Origin of the sequence: Saccharothrix sp. AJ9571 (assembly GCF_021725495.1) — a bacterium.
Taxonomy (GTDB): Bacteria; Actinomycetota; Actinomycetes; order Mycobacteriales; family Pseudonocardiaceae; genus Amycolatopsis; species Amycolatopsis magusensis.
Window position 1 is genome coordinate 1,603,058 of record NZ_CP091382.1, and the last position, 15,898, is coordinate 1,618,955.

General features: G+C 71.1%; 18 protein-coding genes. 7 read left to right on the top strand and 11 right to left on the bottom strand.

Annotation, left to right across the window (positions count from 1 at the left end; all coding sequences use genetic code 11):
* Positions 1-5: 5 nt before the first annotated feature.
* On the top strand, positions 6-734 hold the full coding sequence (locus L3Q67_RS06565; RefSeq protein ID WP_499188684.1) for an MBL fold metallo-hydrolase: 729 nt from the start codon (positions 6-8) through the stop codon (positions 732-734).
* Here L3Q67_RS06565 and L3Q67_RS06570 read toward each other — a convergent pair whose 3' ends face one another.
* Entirely contained in the window at positions 735-1,058 is a 324-nt protein-coding gene (locus tag L3Q67_RS06570) for an SH3 domain-containing protein (protein ID WP_499188685.1), read from the bottom strand. It abuts the gene before it with no gap.
* Positions 1,059-1,209: 151 nt separating this feature from the next.
* Positions 1,210-2,433, bottom strand: coding sequence for an NADP-dependent isocitrate dehydrogenase (locus tag L3Q67_RS06575; RefSeq protein ID WP_499188686.1), 1,224 nt, complete (start codon positions 2,431-2,433; stop codon positions 1,210-1,212).
* Between the two features lie 199 nt (positions 2,434-2,632).
* On the opposite strand from L3Q67_RS06575, the gene L3Q67_RS06580 reads away from it, so the two are divergent.
* The 3 genes from L3Q67_RS06580 (at position 2,633) to L3Q67_RS06590 (ending at position 3,918) form a co-directional block, all read left to right on the top strand.
* A complete protein-coding gene (locus L3Q67_RS06580) occupies positions 2,633-3,118 on the top strand; it encodes a hypothetical protein (RefSeq protein WP_499188687.1) in 486 nt (161 codons plus the stop codon).
* Positions 3,084-3,452 (top strand): DUF2203 domain-containing protein, encoded by a 369-nt coding sequence (locus L3Q67_RS06585; RefSeq protein WP_499188688.1) that lies wholly within the window; start codon positions 3,084-3,086, stop codon positions 3,450-3,452. Before L3Q67_RS06580 ends, L3Q67_RS06585 begins: the two co-directional genes overlap by 35 nt.
* Positions 3,453-3,531: 79 nt before the next feature.
* Entirely contained in the window at positions 3,532-3,918 is a 387-nt protein-coding gene (locus tag L3Q67_RS06590; RefSeq protein ID WP_499188689.1) for a hypothetical protein, read from the top strand.
* An 18-nt stretch (positions 3,919-3,936) separates the two neighbouring features.
* On the opposite strand, the gene L3Q67_RS06595 is transcribed toward L3Q67_RS06590, so the two are convergent.
* The 4 genes from L3Q67_RS06595 to L3Q67_RS06610 are packed head-to-tail and all read right to left on the bottom strand — an operon-like array spanning position 3,937 to position 6,970.
* The gene (locus L3Q67_RS06595) at positions 3,937-4,515 is read right to left on the bottom strand and encodes an HhH-GDP family DNA glycosylase (RefSeq protein ID WP_499188690.1); all 579 of its coding nucleotides are present in this window, start codon (positions 4,513-4,515) and stop codon (positions 3,937-3,939) included.
* A gap of 49 nt (positions 4,516-4,564) precedes the next feature.
* A complete protein-coding gene (locus tag L3Q67_RS06600; protein ID WP_499188691.1) occupies positions 4,565-5,209 on the bottom strand; it encodes a spermidine synthase family protein in 645 nt (214 codons plus the stop codon).
* Between the two features lie 17 nt (positions 5,210-5,226).
* Positions 5,227-5,745 carry an RNA methyltransferase gene (locus tag L3Q67_RS06605; RefSeq protein WP_499188692.1) on the bottom strand — a complete coding sequence of 173 codons (519 nt, stop codon included), beginning with the start codon at positions 5,743-5,745 and terminating at the stop codon, positions 5,227-5,229.
* Positions 5,746-5,788: 43 nt separating this feature from the next.
* On the bottom strand, positions 5,789-6,970 hold the full coding sequence (locus L3Q67_RS06610) for an MFS transporter (protein ID WP_499188693.1): 1,182 nt from the start codon (positions 6,968-6,970) through the stop codon (positions 5,789-5,791).
* Between the two features lie 89 nt (positions 6,971-7,059).
* Here L3Q67_RS06610 and L3Q67_RS06615 point away from each other — a divergent pair, with 89 nt between their 5' ends.
* Both L3Q67_RS06615 and L3Q67_RS06620 read left to right on the top strand, forming a co-directional pair.
* Positions 7,060-7,383 carry an ArsR/SmtB family transcription factor gene (locus L3Q67_RS06615; protein WP_395900505.1) on the top strand — a complete coding sequence of 108 codons (324 nt, stop codon included), beginning with the start codon at positions 7,060-7,062 and terminating at the stop codon, positions 7,381-7,383.
* A gap of 193 nt (positions 7,384-7,576) precedes the next feature.
* Positions 7,577-8,749, top strand: coding sequence for an MFS transporter (locus tag L3Q67_RS06620; RefSeq protein WP_499188694.1), 1,173 nt, complete (start codon positions 7,577-7,579; stop codon positions 8,747-8,749).
* 193 nt (positions 8,750-8,942) lie between these two features.
* Here the strand turns inward: L3Q67_RS06620 and L3Q67_RS06625 are convergent, their stop codons facing one another.
* From L3Q67_RS06625 to L3Q67_RS06640, 4 genes are all read right to left on the bottom strand, one after another.
* The gene (locus L3Q67_RS06625) at positions 8,943-10,424 is read right to left on the bottom strand and encodes an alpha/beta hydrolase (RefSeq protein WP_499188695.1); all 1,482 of its coding nucleotides are present in this window, start codon (positions 10,422-10,424) and stop codon (positions 8,943-8,945) included.
* Between the two features lie 69 nt (positions 10,425-10,493).
* On the bottom strand, positions 10,494-10,727 hold the full coding sequence (locus L3Q67_RS06630) for a DUF3017 domain-containing protein (protein WP_499191451.1): 234 nt from the start codon (positions 10,725-10,727) through the stop codon (positions 10,494-10,496).
* A gap of 77 nt (positions 10,728-10,804) precedes the next feature.
* On the bottom strand, positions 10,805-11,656 hold the full coding sequence (locus L3Q67_RS06635) for a bifunctional methylenetetrahydrofolate dehydrogenase/methenyltetrahydrofolate cyclohydrolase (RefSeq protein ID WP_499188696.1): 852 nt from the start codon (positions 11,654-11,656) through the stop codon (positions 10,805-10,807).
* Positions 11,657-11,661: 5 nt separating this feature from the next.
* On the bottom strand, positions 11,662-12,681 hold the full coding sequence (locus L3Q67_RS06640; RefSeq protein WP_499188697.1) for a DMT family transporter: 1,020 nt from the start codon (positions 12,679-12,681) through the stop codon (positions 11,662-11,664).
* Between the two features lie 114 nt (positions 12,682-12,795).
* Between L3Q67_RS06640 and L3Q67_RS06645 the strand changes: the two genes are divergently transcribed.
* Positions 12,796-15,165 (top strand): TNT domain-containing protein, encoded by a 2,370-nt coding sequence (locus L3Q67_RS06645; RefSeq protein WP_499188698.1) that lies wholly within the window; start codon positions 12,796-12,798, stop codon positions 15,163-15,165.
* Between the two features lie 83 nt (positions 15,166-15,248).
* Here L3Q67_RS06645 and L3Q67_RS06650 read toward each other — a convergent pair whose 3' ends face one another.
* Positions 15,249-15,851, bottom strand: coding sequence for a pentapeptide repeat-containing protein (locus L3Q67_RS06650; RefSeq protein ID WP_499188699.1), 603 nt, complete (start codon positions 15,849-15,851; stop codon positions 15,249-15,251).
* Between the last annotated feature and the right edge of the window lie 47 nt (positions 15,852-15,898).

The window sequence follows — 15,898 nt, forward strand, 5'->3', positions numbered from 1 at the left end:
GGCGGATGGTGCGTTTGACGGTGCTCGGCAGTTGCGGCGCGTGGCCGGAACCCGGCCGGGCGTGCAGCGGCTTCCTGCTGCGGCACGAGGACTTCCGGCTGGTGCTCGACCTCGGCTACGGCACCGTGTCCCGGCTGCTCGAGCACTGCCCGGACGGCGCCGTGGACGCGGTGGTCATCACGCACGCCCACCCCGACCACTGCGCGGACCTGACCGCGCTCGGCCGCATCCACTACGAGGGCCACGGCAAGCTGCCGCTCTACTCACCGCCGGACGTGCTGGACGTGCTGCGGGCGGCCGAGCCGAAACCGGCCCCCGAGCAGGTGTACGACCACCACGACCTGGCGGCCACCACCTCGGTGGGCCCGTTCACCGTCCGCACCTGGCGCCTGCCGCACCACGTGCCGAACTGGGGCGTGCGGCTGAGCCTGCCGGAGGTGACGGTGGCCTACACCGGCGACAGCGGGCCGTCGGCGGACCTGGCCGAACTGGGCGCGGACGCCGACCTCTACATCATGGAGTCGACGCTGCAGGGGCCGTCGCCGGACGAGCGACCCCGCTACGTGGAGACCGCGGCCGAAGCAGCCACCTGGGCGGCACGGGCACGGGCGAAAAGGCTGCTGCTGACGCACTTCTGGCCGGGCAGCGACCGGAAGCGCTCAGCCGCGGAGGCGGCCGAGGTGTTCGACGGCGAGATCCTGCTGGCCGAGGAAGGCCTCACCGTGACGGTGTGATCAGCCGCAGTTGGCGCCGGCCAGCGGCTTGAGGAACTCGGTGGCGGCCCAGCGGTTCTCGTCGATCTTGCGGAAGCCGTTCTGGACCACCGGCAGGGCGTCGGTCTCGGCGTCCTGCTTGAACTTGCCGACGATCGCGGCGTTGTCGGCCGGGCCCGACCGCACGTTGAGCACGTCGGCGGTGACCTCCATCCGGCAGCCGGTGGGACCGGCCCCGCCGCTGGCTTCGGATGCCCGCTTGTCCGCACCCATCACGTAGATGATGCCGATACCGACGACGACCGCGATGGCGATCAGGACCTTCTTGGGTATGCCGAGTATCACCGGTGCTCCTCAGTGCCCGCGAGAACGCCCGCAAAACCTGGTCTCGACCAGGGTAGGCGGAGAGTTGATCGAGAGACAGGACGTACCGGGACAACCACCCAGGGAGGCCAATGCCGTGAGCAGTCGGTCACCCTGGGTGGTCGGCGGTGGGTCAGCCCTGGGCGACCTTCTTCTGCAGGTTCTCGTCCAGCGTCGCGAGGAACTCCTCGGTGGTCTGGAACGGCTGCTCCTTGCCGATCAGCAGCGCGAGGTCCTTGGTCATCTTGCCGCTCTCGACGGTCTCGATGACGACCTGCTCCAGCTTGTTCGCGAAGCCGATCAGCTCGGCGTTCGAGTCCAGCTTGCCGCGGTGCTCGAGGCCACGGGTCCAGGCGTAGATGGACGCGATCGGGTTGGTCGAGGTCGGCTTGCCCTGCTGGTGCTGGCGGTAGTGCCGGGTGACCGTGCCGTGCGCGGCCTCGGCCTCGACGGTCCGGCCGTCCGGGGTGCGCAGCACGGAGGTCATCAGGCCGAGCGAGCCGAAGCCCTGCGCCACGGTGTCGGACTGCACGTCACCGTCGTAGTTCTTGCAGGCCCAGACGTAGCCGCCCTCCCACTTCAGCGCCGCGGCGACCATGTCGTCGATCAGGCGGTGCTCGTAGGTCAGGCCCTTGGCGTCGAAGTCGGCCTTGAACTCGGCGTCGAAGATCTCCTGGAACACGTCCTTGAACATGCCGTCGTAGGCCTTGAGGATGGTGTTCTTGGTCGACATGTAGACCGGCATGCCGCGGTCGAGGCCGTACTGCAGCGAGGCGCGCGCGAAGTCCTCGATGGACTTGCGGTAGTTGTACATACCCATCGCGACGCCGCCGCCCTCGGGGAACGAGGCGACCTCGAACTCCACCGGCTCGGAACCGTCCTGCGGCGTGTACGTCATGGTGAGCGTGCCGGGGCCGGGCACCTTGAAGTTGGTCGCCTTGTACTGGTCGCCGTGGGCGTGGCGGCCGATGATGATCGGCTTGGTCCAGCCGGGTACCAGCCGCGGGATGTTCCGGATGACGATCGGCTCGCGGAAGATGACCCCGCCGAGGATGTTGCGGATGGTGCCGTTCGGCGACACCCACATCTTCTTCAGGCCGAACTCCTCGACCCGCGCCTCGTCCGGGGTGATGGTGGCGCACTTGACGCCGACGCCGTGGCGCTTGATGGCGTTGGCCGAGTCGACGGTGATCTGGTCGTCGGTGCGGTCCCGCTCCTCGATGCCCAGGTCGTAGTACTCGAGGTTGATGTCCAGGTAGGGGTGGACCAGCTTGTCCTTGATGAACTGCCAGATGATGCGGGTCATCTCATCGCCGTCGAGTTCGACGACGGTCCCCTCGACCTTGATCTTGGCCATGAGCAGCGGTGCTCCTCTCGCGGGTCTTCGCGTCTCTGTTGCACGTCTCGTGGTAGCGGTACAAGCGTACTGGTAAATCTGGGCGGGGTGTGGCCGCACCCTGGTTACTCAGCGGTAATGGAAACGCCGGGGCCCCTCGCTGGCATATAACCAGTGCTCGTCCGGACCCGCCAACCGCCCGCTCGCCGGAGGTATCACCATGGCCGTCACCTACCCACCCACCACTCGGACATTGCCCAGGGTGCTCAGCGGCCTGGCCGGGCTGGTGCTCACGCCGATCGCGTTGTACCTGGTCAGCGAGGGTGGCTTGCGGGAGCAGCGGATGACGATGCAGCTGATGCGTCCCGGGCACGACACGCTCGGGCTCACCCTGCTGGTGCTCGGCGCGCTGCTGCTGCTCGGGGTGGCGGCGCTGGCCGCGGTGTCGTCGACGGGTCCGCTGCTGGGCGGGCTGGTGTGGGGCGTGGTGCCGGGCCTGCTCTTCGTGGTGGCGCCGATCTGGAGCTTCCGTCAGCTGGCCGGCTTCGGCGGCGATCTGGGCCTGACGTCGTGGCTGTCGGTGGGTGCCCTGCTCGGTGTGGGGATGCTCCTGGTGGGCACCGGCATCGGGGCGGCGATCGCGCGGCGGCGGGGCGTGGCACCCTCTGCTCATGGGACTGTTCACGGTGCCGGAAGCGCGGGCTGAGCTCGACCAGCTGAAGCCCTGCATCGCGGAGCTGATCGCGCTGCGGGCCGACGCGGCGGAACTGGCCGCGTCACTGACCCCGGAAGGCTCCCCGACGCGCCTCGGCGGCCTCCCCGAGCTGAAGGCGGCGCAGGCGCGGCTGGACGAGCTGATGAGCACGATCCAGGAGACGGGCGCCGAGCTGAAGGGCTTCGCGCCGCTGCTCATCGACTTCCCCGCGGACCTGGACGGCGTGCCCGTCCTGCTCTGCTGGCTCGAAGGCGACGAGGGGCTGACCTGGTACCACCGCGCCGACCTCGGCTTCGCGGGCCGCCGCCCGCTGCCGACGTTGTAGGCAGGGTTGAATCCTCTGGTCAGTCCCCTGCTCGTGTTGTCGAATCGCTGCTGACGTCCGATCGGCACGAGGAGTTCTCTTGCACAAGTGGAAGGCAGCGGCGGCCATCGCCGGGATCGGTGCCGCGATGTTCGCCGGGGTCGGGACGGCTTCCGCGGCCCCGGCTTCGCAGAGCCAACTGCTGGCGGAGGCGCACTGCGCCAACGGCCTGTGGTGCAGCACCGGCTACTTCAACAGCGGCGGCGCCCCGTTGGTGATCGAATTCGACGCGAGCGGCGGCGACGACGTCGGCATCTACGCCGACGTCGCGCACGGGAACTGCATCACCTACCGGACCACGGTGAACGCGCCGCCGATCAACTGGGTGTGCCCCTCGCCCGGCACGAACAACATGTGGGCGCAGGTCGCCCTGGAGGACACCAGGAACGCCGCGCGAAGCATGTACATCAAAATCTACCGAGGCTGAGTGCCGTGACACCCGTTTTCAGCCGGTCTTGCTACCGGCGGCTTTGGTGGCCTTTTTGAACGCGCGCACTTCCGCCAGTGATTCCGGACTGGTGACGTCGGCGATCGAGCGGTGCGAGCCCTCTTCGCCGTAGGCACCGGCGGCCTCGCGCCAGCCCTCCGGCCGCACGCCGCGCTGTTTTCCGAGCAGGGCCAGGAAGATGCGCGCCTTCTGGTCGCCGAAACCGGGCAGCGCCTTGAGGCGCTTGAGCACCTCCTTGCCGTCGGGCTTGCCCTTCTTCCAGATGGCGTCGGTCTTGCCGTCGTAGTCCTCGACGATGTGCTGGGCCAGCGCGTGCACGCGCTTGGCCATCGAACCGCCGTAGCGGTGGATCGCCGGCTTCTCCACGCAGAGTTCGACGAACTCGTCCAGGTCGGCTTCGGCGATCTTCGTGACACTGAAGCCGTCCATCCGATCGGCGATCTTCCGCGGGCCGATGAAGGCGACCTCCATGGCGATCTGCTGGTCCAGCAACATGCCCGTGAGCAGGGCGAACGGGTCGTCGGAGAGCAGCTTGTCCGCCGCGGCGTCCCCGGTGAGGCGAAGTTGGCGCGTCATGCGCAAATCCTGACACGAATCCGGTTTTGCCGGGGGTGGCGCTCCGGCCTCAGGCGCGGGCGATCCACACGACGTCGGGTTCGCCTCGGGGGACGGGGATTTCCAGGACCCGCACCTCGTTGAACCGGTCCCGCAGGCTGGCGGTGAACTCGTCGCTGGCTTCGGCGCTCCACACGGCCAGCACCCCGCCCGGGCGCAGGCGGCCGGCCAGGGTGTCCAGGCCCGCCGGGCTGTAGAGCGTGGCGTTGCCCGCGGTGACCGTCCACTGAGGACCGTTGTCGATGTCCAGGCACAGGGCGTCGAAGCGTTCCGTGGTCTCCCGCAGCCAGCGCACGAGGTCGGCTTCGACGACGGTGACCCGCGGGTCGGAAAGGGCGTCGCCGTGGACGTCGCGCAGGGGGCCCGTGCGGTTCCATTCGATCACGGCGGGCTCCCGCTCGACGACGACGATGTCCCCGACGCCGGGGTGGTCCAGCGCCGCCCGCAGCGAGTAGCCGACGCCCAGCCCGCCGATCAGCATGCGCGCCCGGCCCGGCACCAGGTCCGCGGCCACCGAGACCAGCAACCGCTCCGATTCCCCGTTGCGGGTGTCCATCAGGAACACCCCGTTGGCGATCACCTCGAAATCCGCGCCCGCCCGGCGCAGCACGAGCTGACCGCAGACCCCGTCGACTTCCGCGAGCACCTCAGCCACCCCGCCAAGCCTAGTGGTCACACCAATCCGGCCAGTTTGTAGAGCACCAGGCTGCCCGCGACCGCCACATTGAGGCTGCTGCCCGTGCCCACCATCGGAATCTCCACCACGGTGTCGAGCAGTTCCAGCGCCTCGGGCGGCACACCCTGCTGCTCGTGCCCCAGCACCACGATCGTGCGGCCACGAGCGGCGGGCAGGTCGGCCAGCCGGATCGACTCGTCCGCCAGCTCGACGCCGACGACCGCGCTGCCCGCCTCGCGTTCCCGCGCCAGCCACCCCAGCGGGTCGTGCACCCAGTGCACGCAAGCCGGTTGCCGCAGGGTGTTCCCGCGGCGCAGGGCTTCGGGCACCCAGGGAAAGCGCGGTACCGCGAGACAGGCGCCCACGGCATCGCAGGTTCTCAGCAATGTGCCCAGATTCGCGCCGTGCAACGGCCACAGCGGCGCGGCCAGCAGGTGTCCCCAGCACCGGTGTGCGCGACGCCGGCGTGCGGCCCGCAGTTCTCCGGGGGTGCGCACCCGGATCGACGGGCTCAACGGACCTGAGGCGAACCGCCTCCAAGAATCAGCATGTCCGCCATCATCCCACAGCCGCGGGCACCGGCGGGGCGGCAACGGCCCGCCGACGCCAGGCCAGCATCGCCAGCGAACCGGCGCACACGGTCAGCACCGCGGCCACCGTCGGCAGCAGGGTCAGCCCGCCGTACCGGGTGACCACCCCGCCAGCGACCCCCGCCAGCCCGACGCCCAGGTAGATCGCCGACGCGTTCAGCGACAGCGCCAGCCCCGCCGACGGCCCGGCGACGTCGATCAGCCGGTGCTGGATCGGCGGGTTCACCGACCAGGTGGACAGGCCCCAGACGAACAACGTCACCGCGGCGCCGGCCACCGTGGTCACGGTGAACGGCATGACCGCCAGCGTGAGCGTCATCGCGCTCATCACCGCGATCAGCGGCCGCCGCGAACCCCAGCGGTCGGTGATCCGCCCGCCGACCGAGTTGCCCAGCACCCCGCCCGCGCCATAGGCGAACAGCAGGACGCTGACCAGCGTGCCGTGCACGCCCGCGGTCTCCGCGAGCAGCGGCGTGATGAAGGTGTAGACCGTGAACGCGCCGAGGCAGCCGAGCGCGGTCGCGCCGAGCAGCGCCAGCACCCGCGGGTCCTTCGCCACGGTGAACCGCGCCAGGAACGGCACCGGCGGCTGCGGCGCCACCGACGGCAGCATCCACCGCACCGCCACCGCGCCGAGCAAGGCGACCACACCGACCAGCGCGAACACCAGCCGGTAACCCCCGTGCTGCGACATCAGGCTGCCCAGCGGCACGCCGAGGATGGTGGCCACGGTCAGCCCGCCGAACACCAGCGCGACGGCCCGCCCGCGGCGTTCCGGCGGGGTCAGTTCCGCCGCGACCGCGCTGGCCACCGGCGTGTACACGGCGGCTCCGATCGCGGTGACCACCCGCGCGGCGAACAGCAGCGGGTAGTCGGTGACCAGTGCGGCGAGGAAGTTGCCGGCCGCGGTCACGGCGAGCGCGACGACCAGCAGCTTGCGGCGTTCCCACTGGCTGGTCAGCGCGGAGAGCAGGGGCGCGCCGATCGCGTAGGCGATGGCGAAGGCGGTGACCAGCTGGGCAGCCGCCGCGGTGGACACGTGCAGCGCGCTGACCAGTGCGGGCAGCAGCCCGGCCACCACGTACGCGCTGGTCCCGACCGAGAAGGCGCCGAGCGCGAGTACGTAGGTCCGGCGGGAGGAGTCCGGCATGCTCTACCTTTGTTCGATATCCGTCGTAGTTCGATGCTCACCGTACTATGGCTGTCCAGTGGTTTGAAGCAGGTCGTACAATCTGGGGCATGCCCACCGAGACAGCGCCGGCCTACACCTATCCGGAGCGCGACGAGATCCGCATCGAGTCGGTGCTGCACGCGCTGGCCGATCCGGTGCGGCTGCGGATCGTCCGCCAGCTGGCCGCCGCCGAAACCGGCGAGATCGCCTGCGGCAACCTCGACGTGACGGTGAGCAAGTCGACGCTCACCCACCACCTCCGCACGCTGCGCGAGGCGGGCGTGATCATGGGCAGGCAGCAGGGCACCGCGCGCTACAACTCCCTGCGCCTCGAAGACCTCGACGCACTCTTTCCGGGGCTACTGAACGGAATCCTCCGCGCGCCGAGGTGAGATAAGTCCATTGTGGACTGAGTGACCCCGATCATCGTGGGCAGGCTCACGCGATATCGGGATGACTTCTCGGGCGTTATCGGTTGAACTGGACGCAGGACAGATCAGCGATGTCGGGGTCCGCGCTGGGCTGTCTTTTTTGCTGTCCGTCGACTGTATCGATGCAGTCACCCTGCTTCCCGAGAGGAGAACCGTGCCCATCGCGCTGCTCGCGCTCGCCATCGGTGCCTTCGGCATCGGCACCACCGAGTTCGTCATGATGGGCGTGCTGCCCGAGACGGCCGCCGACTTCGGGGTTTCCATCCCGGAGGCGGGCCACCTGATCTCGGGTTACGCGCTCGGGGTGGTGATCGGCGCGCCCCTGCTCACCGCCGTCGCGGTGCGGCTGCCGCGCAAGACGATGCTGCTCGCCATGATGGCGATGTTCACCATCGGCAACCTGCTCTTCGCGATGTCGCCCAACCACGAGTGGGGCGTGGTCTTCCGCTTCCTGGCCGGCCTGCCGCACGGTGCCTTCTTCGGCGCCGGTGCCGTGGTCGCCTCCAGCCTGGTCGGCAAGCAGAACCGCGCCAAGGCGGTGTCGATGATGTTCCTCGGGCTGACGCTGGCCAACGTGATCGGTGTGCCGCTGGGCACGCTGCTCGGCCAGCAGGTCGGCTGGCGCGCCACCTTCGGTGTGGTCGCGGTGATCGGCCTGGTCGCCATGGCGGCCATCCAGAAGCTGGTGCCCCACCAGGGCAAGCCGGCCGAGAACTCGCTGCGGGGCGAACTGGGCGCCTTCCGGCGGCCGCAGGTGTGGTTCGCGCTGGCCATCGTCACCTTCGGCCTCGGCGGCGTGTTCGCCTGCCTGTCCTACATCGCGCCGATGCTGACCGACGTCGCCGGGTACGCGCCGGGTGAGGTGACGCTGCTGCTGTCGCTGGCCGGGCTCGGCATGACGCTGGGCAACCTGCTCGGCGGCAGGCTGGCCGACCGGGCGCTGATGCCGAGCCTGTACGTGGCGCTGACCGCGCTCGCCGCGGTGCTGGCCGTGTTCACCGTGACCGCGCAGGGCAAGGTCGGCGCGGCGATCACCGTGTTCGGCATCGGCGTGGCCGGGTTCATGATCGGCCCGATGCTCCAGGCGCGGATCATGGAGAAGGCCGGTGGCACGCCCTCGCTGGTCTCGGCCGCGGTGCAGTCGGCGTTCAACATCGCCAACTCGATCGGCGCCTACCTGGGCGGCCTGGTCATCGCCGGTGGCCTGGGCCTGGTGGCGCCGAACTGGGTGGGCGCCTCGCTGGCCGTGGTGGGCCTGAGCATCGCCGTGGTCTCCGGCCTGCTGGACCGCCGCGAGCACTCCACCCCGGCACCCGTTCCCGCCTAGGTGCTGTCCGGTGAGTCTGGTCGACGGCTTCGTGATCCAGGTGGTTTGAGGGGCCCGGGCGACCCCCCGGCCGACTGAGCCCACTTCCATTGCTATGAGTGGGGCATTACTTGCGTTGATTGCAAGTAATGCCCCACTCATAGCAATGGCTGCCTGGGCGCGGGGAGCGCGACCATGACTTATCGGGCAGCGCCTAAGCGGGCGGGAACGGCGGCGTGGGCGTCTCGCAGGTGGTGGTCGGCGGCAGACGCAGGTCGACCAGGTAGCGGGTGCGGGCTTCGTCGACGCAGGGGCCGGTCGGGGTGTGCCCGTGGCCTTCGACGACGAGCAGGTGCGCGTTGCCCAGCAGGCGCCGGGCCTTCTCGGCGTAGGACAACGGGGTCACCGGGTCGTGGCGGTTGTTGATCAGAAGCGCGGGCGTCGACGAGCGCAGGCGCCACGGTCCGGTGTACCGCTGCGGCGAAGGCGGCCACGAAGCACACGGCTGCACCTGGTACCACCAGCTCCGCCCGTAGTGCGGTGACACCGCCTCGAAGGCCTCGCCCACCCGCGGCCACACCCCCGGCACCGGCGGCACCCGCACATCGGCGCAAGTGATCGAGACGTACGAGTCGAGGAAGTCCAGCCGGAACGCCATCCCTCCCAGGATTTCCGCGACCACGGCCGGATTCCCCTGCTCCCCGCGCTCCAGCTCGTGGACCAGCTGGGCGAACGCGGGCCACCCCTGCTGCGTCTCGTACAGCAGGCTCGCCTGGATCGGCACGACATCGCGGTACTGCACCGGGTACGTGCCGCCCACGAGGATCGGGCCCTGCTCGAGCCGCTCCAGCACGGCGGCGTTGCGGCCCAGCGCGTTCCCCGAAATCGCGCACCGCGGCCCCGCCGAGTCGCACGACCTGCCGAACTCCTGCAGCACGTCCTCGGTCCCCGCCGATCGTTCGAGCAGCGTCGCGGTGGTGCGGTTGGTGTAGCCCTCCGGATCCATCATCGAGATGAGCTGCAGCGCGCGAACCCGCTCCGGGAACATCGCGCCGTAGACCTCCCCCAGGTAACTGGCGTACGACCCGCCCGAATACGTCAACCGCTCGTCCCCGACGGCTTCGCGCAGCCAGTCCAGATCCCGCGCGGCGTCCGCGGTGGTGAGGTGGTCGAGCAGCTCACCACCGTGTGCGGCGCACGTCCTCGCGTAGGCCCGGCTGAAGTCCTCGGCGGCCCGCTCCTCCTCGCGGTTCGCCGGCGGGATCCGCGCCCCGGCCCAGAAGTCCTCCTGCTCCCCGGCCGAGGCGAAGCAGCGGACCTGGCCGCTGCGCCCGATCCCGCGCTGGTCGAAGGTCACCACGTCGAACCGCTCCGCGAGCTCACCCCGCGCCAGCTCGCGGCCCTTCGCCGAATCCACCCCCGACCCGCCGGGCCCACCCACCGCGAGGAACAGCGTGCCGATGCGGCGCGCCGGATCCGCGGCGGGCTGGCGCACCACGGAGAGCCCGAGTTCGGGCCCGTCCGGGTGCGCGTGATCAAGCGGGACTTCGGCGATCGCGCACTGGTACCGCTCGAGCCCCGGCTCGGTGCACGGTCCCCACGCCAGTGACGGCCCGGCGGCGGCAGCGGGTGCCGTCACCACAGCCATCGCCAGCACCCCGGTCAGCGCGGCGGCGAAGCTCCTCGTCCTGGTCACCGGTTCATCGTGGCCGGTCCGGTGCCCGGGTGTCGTCCGTCTTCGGAAGGAGAAGGGGGTGGACGAAAGTCAGACGCCGGGGCCGCGCGTGATGGTCAGCGCCACGAAGAGGATGAGCGCGGCGAAGGCGGAGTAGGTGATCACGTCGACGGCCTTGCCGCGGATGGCCAGCAGCCCGGCGCGGGCGTCCGAAAGCACCCCGCGCAACACCGCGGCGGTCAGCAGCGCGCCGCCGATCAGGGCCGCGCCCTGGCGCCAGTGGTACATCCCGATCCGCAGCGCGGCCAGCGCGACCAGCGCCATCACCACGGCGAAGGGCAGGTGCACCAGCCACGACCGGCGGTCCTTGCGGGGTGGTGGCGCCGGCGCGGTCACCGTGGTCACCGCGCGGCCCGTTCGGCGGCTTCCACCACGTTGCTGATCAGCATCGCCCTGGTCATCGGGCCGACGCCGCCGGGGTTCGGCGAGATGAACCCGGCCACCTGTTCGACCCCGGCAGCCAGGTCCCCGGCGATCTTGCCGTCCACCCTGGACACGCCGACGTCGAGCACGGCGGCACCCGGCTTGACCATCTCCGGGGTGATGATGCCCGGCACGCCCGCCGCGGCCACCACGATGTCCGCGCGCCTGACCTCGGCGGCCAGGTCGCGGGTGCCGGTGTGGCACAGCGTCACCGTCGAGTTCTCGCTGCGGCGGGTGAGCAGCAGGCCCAGCGGCCTGCCCACGGTGATGCCCCGGCCGATCACGGTCACCCTGGCGCCGTCCAGCGGCACGTCGTAGCGGCGCAGCAGTTCCACGATGCCCAGCGGCGTGCACGGCAGCGGCGCGGTCTCGCCGAGCACGAGCCTGCCGAGGCTGACCGGGGCGAGGCCGTCGGCGTCCTTGTCCGGGTCGATCCGCTCGAGGATGGCGCCGGTGTCCAGGTGCTTCGGCAGCGGCATCTGCACGATGTAGCCGGTGCACGCCGGGTCGGCGTTCAGCTCGTCGATGACCGATTCGAGCTTGTCCTGGGTGATGTCGGCGGGCAGGTCGCGCCGGATCGAGTTGACCCCGACCTTGGCGCTGTCGGCGTGCTTCGCCTTGACGTACCAGTGCGAGCCGGGGTCGTCACCGACCAGCACGGTGGCCAGCCCCGGGGTGATGCCGCGCTCGGCGAGCGCCGCGACCCGCGGCTTGAGCTCGTCGAAGATCGCGTCCTTGGTCGCCTTGCCGTCGAGAACCGTCGCCGTCACGGGCTTCATTGTGGCAAACGGCGGCCGGGACGGGTTCGGCGCCGCCTGCCGCCGAACGCGGCGATGCCGATCGCCACCAGCGCCAGCGCCACCCCGCCGATCGTCTCGGGCGCCAGCCGCTCGCCGTGCGCGGGCGCCAGCAGGTCGAGCAGCAGGGCCCCGATCAGCTGACCGGCGATCGCGGCCAGGCCGAGCAGCAGCACGCCGGTCCACTTGACCACCAGCGAGGCGATCGAGATGAACAGGATGCCGACGATCCCGCCCGCGTAGAGCAGCGGGTTCGACGGCAGGCCGGTCGGGCCGCCGCGCACGAGCAGCGAGATCAGCCACGCGAGCACCAGCGCGGCGAAACCGACGGTGAAGTTGCCCAGCGTCGCGGTCAGCGCGCTGCCCGACGCCGCGCCGACCCGGCCGTTGACCGCCTGCTGCACCGCCACGCAGCAGCCCGCGACCAGCGGCAGCAGCATCAGCCACAGCTCACCGGCGCCGGTCTCGCCGATGCCGCCCGCCACCGAGCCGACCACCGCCACCAGCGTGAGCAAGGCACCGGCCACGCGCGGCCAGGTCAGCGGGCGCGGACCGGCCGGGCCGAGGCCGGCGCGGTCCACCGCGAGGCTGCTCACCGTCTGCCCGGCGACCACGCCGACGGTGAACATCGCCACGCCGATCGCCACCACGACCAGCGCCTGCCCGGCCACGAACATCGCACCGGCCAGGCCGCCGAGGCAGTGCCACGGCCGCAGCGTGCCCGCGCGGACGGCGTCGCGGAGCTTGCCGAGGCCCGCCCGCATCTTCGGCGCGAACGGCAGCGCGGCGAACAACAGGATCAGCCCGCCGCCGAAGGAGACGACCGCGGCCAGCATCGGGTCACCGAGTTCGACGCCGAGCTGGCCGTTGATCCGGCCCTGCACCGCCATCGCGACACCGGAGACCACCGCCAGGCTCACCCCGAGTACCTTGGCGGTGACGGAGGGTGCGCTTCCGGCGGGCTCGACGACTTCGGGGGCCTGGCTCGCGGTGCTCATCAGTGCCAGTGTGCCGCCGGAGGGCCCGCGTGAACCGGTGATCCTCACCTCAGCCACCCCCGGATGGGCGAGGCCGAATAGCCGCGTGAGCTGGTGGCGGGGTCCTTTAGTCACATGTGCCGTGCATTGCCGGAGCGGACCAGTCAAAATGTCGGGGTGGCTCAACCGACGACCCAGCTGAACGCAACCGAGCAGGACACCCTGGTCAAGCAGATCGGCCTGGCGCTCCTGCGTGCCGCCCCGCGTGACTGGCAGCGTGTCACCGCCGAGTATCGCGCCGTGGGCCGGTACCACGAGCTGACCGGGGAGATCGTCACCGCCGACGGTGATTCGCGTGAGTGGGTGGCCACCCATGACATCGCCACCCTGTTCGGCAGGCTGCGCGGGGGCATGTACCGCGACGGCCGCGGGACCTGGTTCAACGCCCGCTACCAGCTGGACCACCCGTCCAGCTACAACCTCGAGTACGACCGCGACGAGCCGTCGTGGGACCTGATGCCGCCACCTCAGGCCTACGCGGACGAGTTGCGCATGTTCCCGCGCGCCGAGGAGAACATCCCCGAATGGCTGATGCGCCGGATGTCCGGCCTCGGCCCCGAGCGCCCCGGCCCGCGCTTCCGCATCGCCAGGGTCTTCGACGGCACCGATCCGGGCGGCCATCCGGTGATCACCCGGCCCGACCTGGAGCACGAGGAGCAGGATCGGCTGCTCGAGTACCTGGACCAGGCCCCGGTGGTGGTTCCGGGCCGCGGGTACGACACCGACCGCCTCGCCGAGGTGCCCGAGGCCACCGTGCCGATCGCCTTCCACAGCGACGGCACCTGGATCTGGCCCGCCGCGGTCAACTACTACCTGCGCACCTACGGCGTCTCGCCGGAGCAGGACCTGATCGAGCACATCCACCAGAACGGCTTCACGGTGCCCGAGGTGCCGGAACCCGCCCGCCAGGCCGCGGCCGGGTACGTCCAGCGCAGCGGCCCGCCGCAGCGCCCCGGCGCGCCCTCGAGCCCGCCGCCGGTCGGGCCGCCCGCCCCGGTGGCTCCCCCGCCCGCGCAGGCCGCGCCGCCGGAGCCGGAACCGCAGTTCGAGCAGTTCGACGAGCACGCGCAGCAGCCCTACACCGAAGCCGCCTACGACCAGTCGTCCTACGACCAGGCCGCCTACGACGACGAGTACGAGGAAAAGGCGCCGCAGCAGTACGCGACCGAGCCACACGCGTACCCGGAACCGGACCACGACGGCTACGGCGGCCGTCAGCCGGGCTTCGACGAGCCGGAGCCGGGTTCGCACGCCGCGCACCAGGCCGCCGATCCGGACGACGAGGACGAGTTCGTGCCCGCCGGTCCGGACCAGGCGACCCGGTTCACCCCGGCGCCCAAGCCCGACCCGGTGCCCGCGGCCGCCGCGCCCACCCAGGTTGCGATGACGCCGATCGCCCCCGGCGGCCCGCCGCCGGTCGAGGAGCCGGAGCCGGTGGACCACGGCGACCCGGTGCTCGACCAGTTGCAGGACAAGCTGGACGAGCTGCGCATCCCGGACGAGGCGTACCGGATCGGCGCGCCCGCCGACCGCGGCTGGAGCCTGGAGCGGATCGACGCGGGCTGGCGGGTCGGCTGGTACGACGGCGACCTGACCAACCCGGCCGTCTTCGGCGACGCCGACGACGCGGCCGCGTTCATGCTCGGCAAGCTGCTGCTCAACGGCCGTCCGCAGGCGGCACCACAGGCACCGCAGCCGCCGCCGGTCGCGCCCCCGCAGCCGCCCCCGCCGCCCCCGGCCGCGCCGCCGACCCAGGTGGTCGCGCCGGTGCAGCTGCGGGAGGAACCGCCGGAGCCCCCGCAGCAGCCGTTCCGCCAGCCGCCGCCCCGCAACGCCCCGGCCCCGGTCGGCGCGCTGCTCGACGGCGACCAGAGCGGCCCCGGCCTGATGACGAAGCTGACGCCGTCGCCCGAGGTGGCGCCGCCGTCGCGGCCGGCTCCCCCGGCCCGCCCGCCGGAGCCGGCACCCACCCAGCAGGTGCCGATTCCGCCGGTCGAACCGCCGCGTCCGGCTCCCACGCCGCCGCGCCCGGCCCCGCGCCAGGAGGAACCGGCTTCCGCGGGCGGCAGCGGAGGCGGTGCCGGTGGGCAGCAGTGGCCGATCAAGCCGCTCGCGGGTGAGCCGCCGCTGACCCTGTTCCGCGGCAAGGAACTGCGCGAGCTGCCCGCGGGCAGTGAGCTGGACCGGTTCGGCGGCCCGAACGGCAACCTGACCTACGTGGCGGGCACGCCGTTCGAAGAGCGCTCGCTGGTGCCGGAGTGGGTCAACCGGCCGTACCACGTGTACCGCGTGCAGCGGCCGCTCGAAGCGCTGGCCGGCATCGCCATCCCGTGGTTCAACCAGCCCGGTGGTGGCGCGGCTTACCTGCTGCCCGCGTCGGTCGAGGAGCTGCTCAACGAGGGTGACCTCATCGAGCTGGACCCGGGCGAACCGCCGGTCGACTGAAGCCCACTTCGATTGCTATGAGTGGGGCTTTACTTGCGTTGATTGCAAGTAAAGCCCCACTCATAGCATTGGGCGCCCCCTTTTCAGGTGACCAGCAAGCCGTACGCGGCGGCGAAGGCGAGCGCGGTGTCGACGTCCACCCGCGCCCCGGCGAGATTCGCCTGCCGGAGTTCACGGGCCTCGAGCTTCGCGCCCCGCAGATCGGCGCCGTCCAGCTTCGCCCCGGCGAGCCGCGCGCCGGACAGGTCGGCACCGGAGAGGTCCGCGCCGGTCAGGTCGGCGTCGAGGAAGTTGGCTTCGCGGAAGCGCAACCCGGCGAGCACGACCTTCGCGAACCGCGCGCCACCCAGTGACGCGAGCGTGAAATCGCACTCCTTCAAAGAAATCGGGCGCATCCGGCACTCGGTGAACGACGATCCGAGCAGCGAGCAGCTCTCCCACGTGGTGTCGGCGAGCACCGTCCGGTCGAACACGCAGGACCGGAACGCCGAGGCGATGTGCCGGGATTCACCGAGGTCGGCCTTGGTGAAGTCGCACTTGTCGAAGGTGCAGCCCTGCGTCACCAGGCCGCGCAGATCGGCCTCGGTGAAGTCACAGCCGACGAATCGGCGTCGCTCCCAGTTCGCCCTCGGCAGCACGGCGTCGCGGTAGTCCTCGCCGGTTTCCGTCTCGATTTCGTCGTCCACGGCACCAGCTTCGCAGAACGCTCGTACGCCCGGACCGCCCGGCCGAG

What these genes read in the sequence shown, in the direction of transcription:
- L3Q67_RS06565 (WP_499188684.1), top strand. Translation starts at nt 6, where the DNA reads ATGGTGCGTTTGACGGTGCTCGGCAGTTGCGGCGCGTGGCCGGAACCC.
- L3Q67_RS06575 (WP_499188686.1), bottom strand. Translation starts at nt 2,433, where the DNA reads ATGGCCAAGATCAAGGTCGAGGGGACCGTCGTCGAACTCGACGGCGAT.
- L3Q67_RS06580 (WP_499188687.1), top strand. Translation starts at nt 2,633, where the DNA reads ATGGCCGTCACCTACCCACCCACCACTCGGACATTGCCCAGGGTGCTC.
- L3Q67_RS06585 (WP_499188688.1), top strand. Translation starts at nt 3,084, where the DNA reads ATGGGACTGTTCACGGTGCCGGAAGCGCGGGCTGAGCTCGACCAGCTG.
- L3Q67_RS06595 (WP_499188690.1), bottom strand. Translation starts at nt 4,515, where the DNA reads ATGACGCGCCAACTTCGCCTCACCGGGGACGCCGCGGCGGACAAGCTG.
- L3Q67_RS06610 (WP_499188693.1), bottom strand. Translation starts at nt 6,970, where the DNA reads ATGCCGGACTCCTCCCGCCGGACCTACGTACTCGCGCTCGGCGCCTTC.
- L3Q67_RS06615 (WP_395900505.1), top strand. Translation starts at nt 7,060, where the DNA reads ATGCCCACCGAGACAGCGCCGGCCTACACCTATCCGGAGCGCGACGAG.
- L3Q67_RS06630 (WP_499191451.1), bottom strand. Translation starts at nt 10,727, where the DNA reads ATGGCGCTGGTCGCGCTGGCCGCGCTGCGGATCGGGATGTACCACTGG.
- L3Q67_RS06640 (WP_499188697.1), bottom strand. Translation starts at nt 12,681, where the DNA reads ATGAGCACCGCGAGCCAGGCCCCCGAAGTCGTCGAGCCCGCCGGAAGC.
- L3Q67_RS06645 (WP_499188698.1), top strand. Translation starts at nt 12,796, where the DNA reads ATGTGCCGTGCATTGCCGGAGCGGACCAGTCAAAATGTCGGGGTGGCT.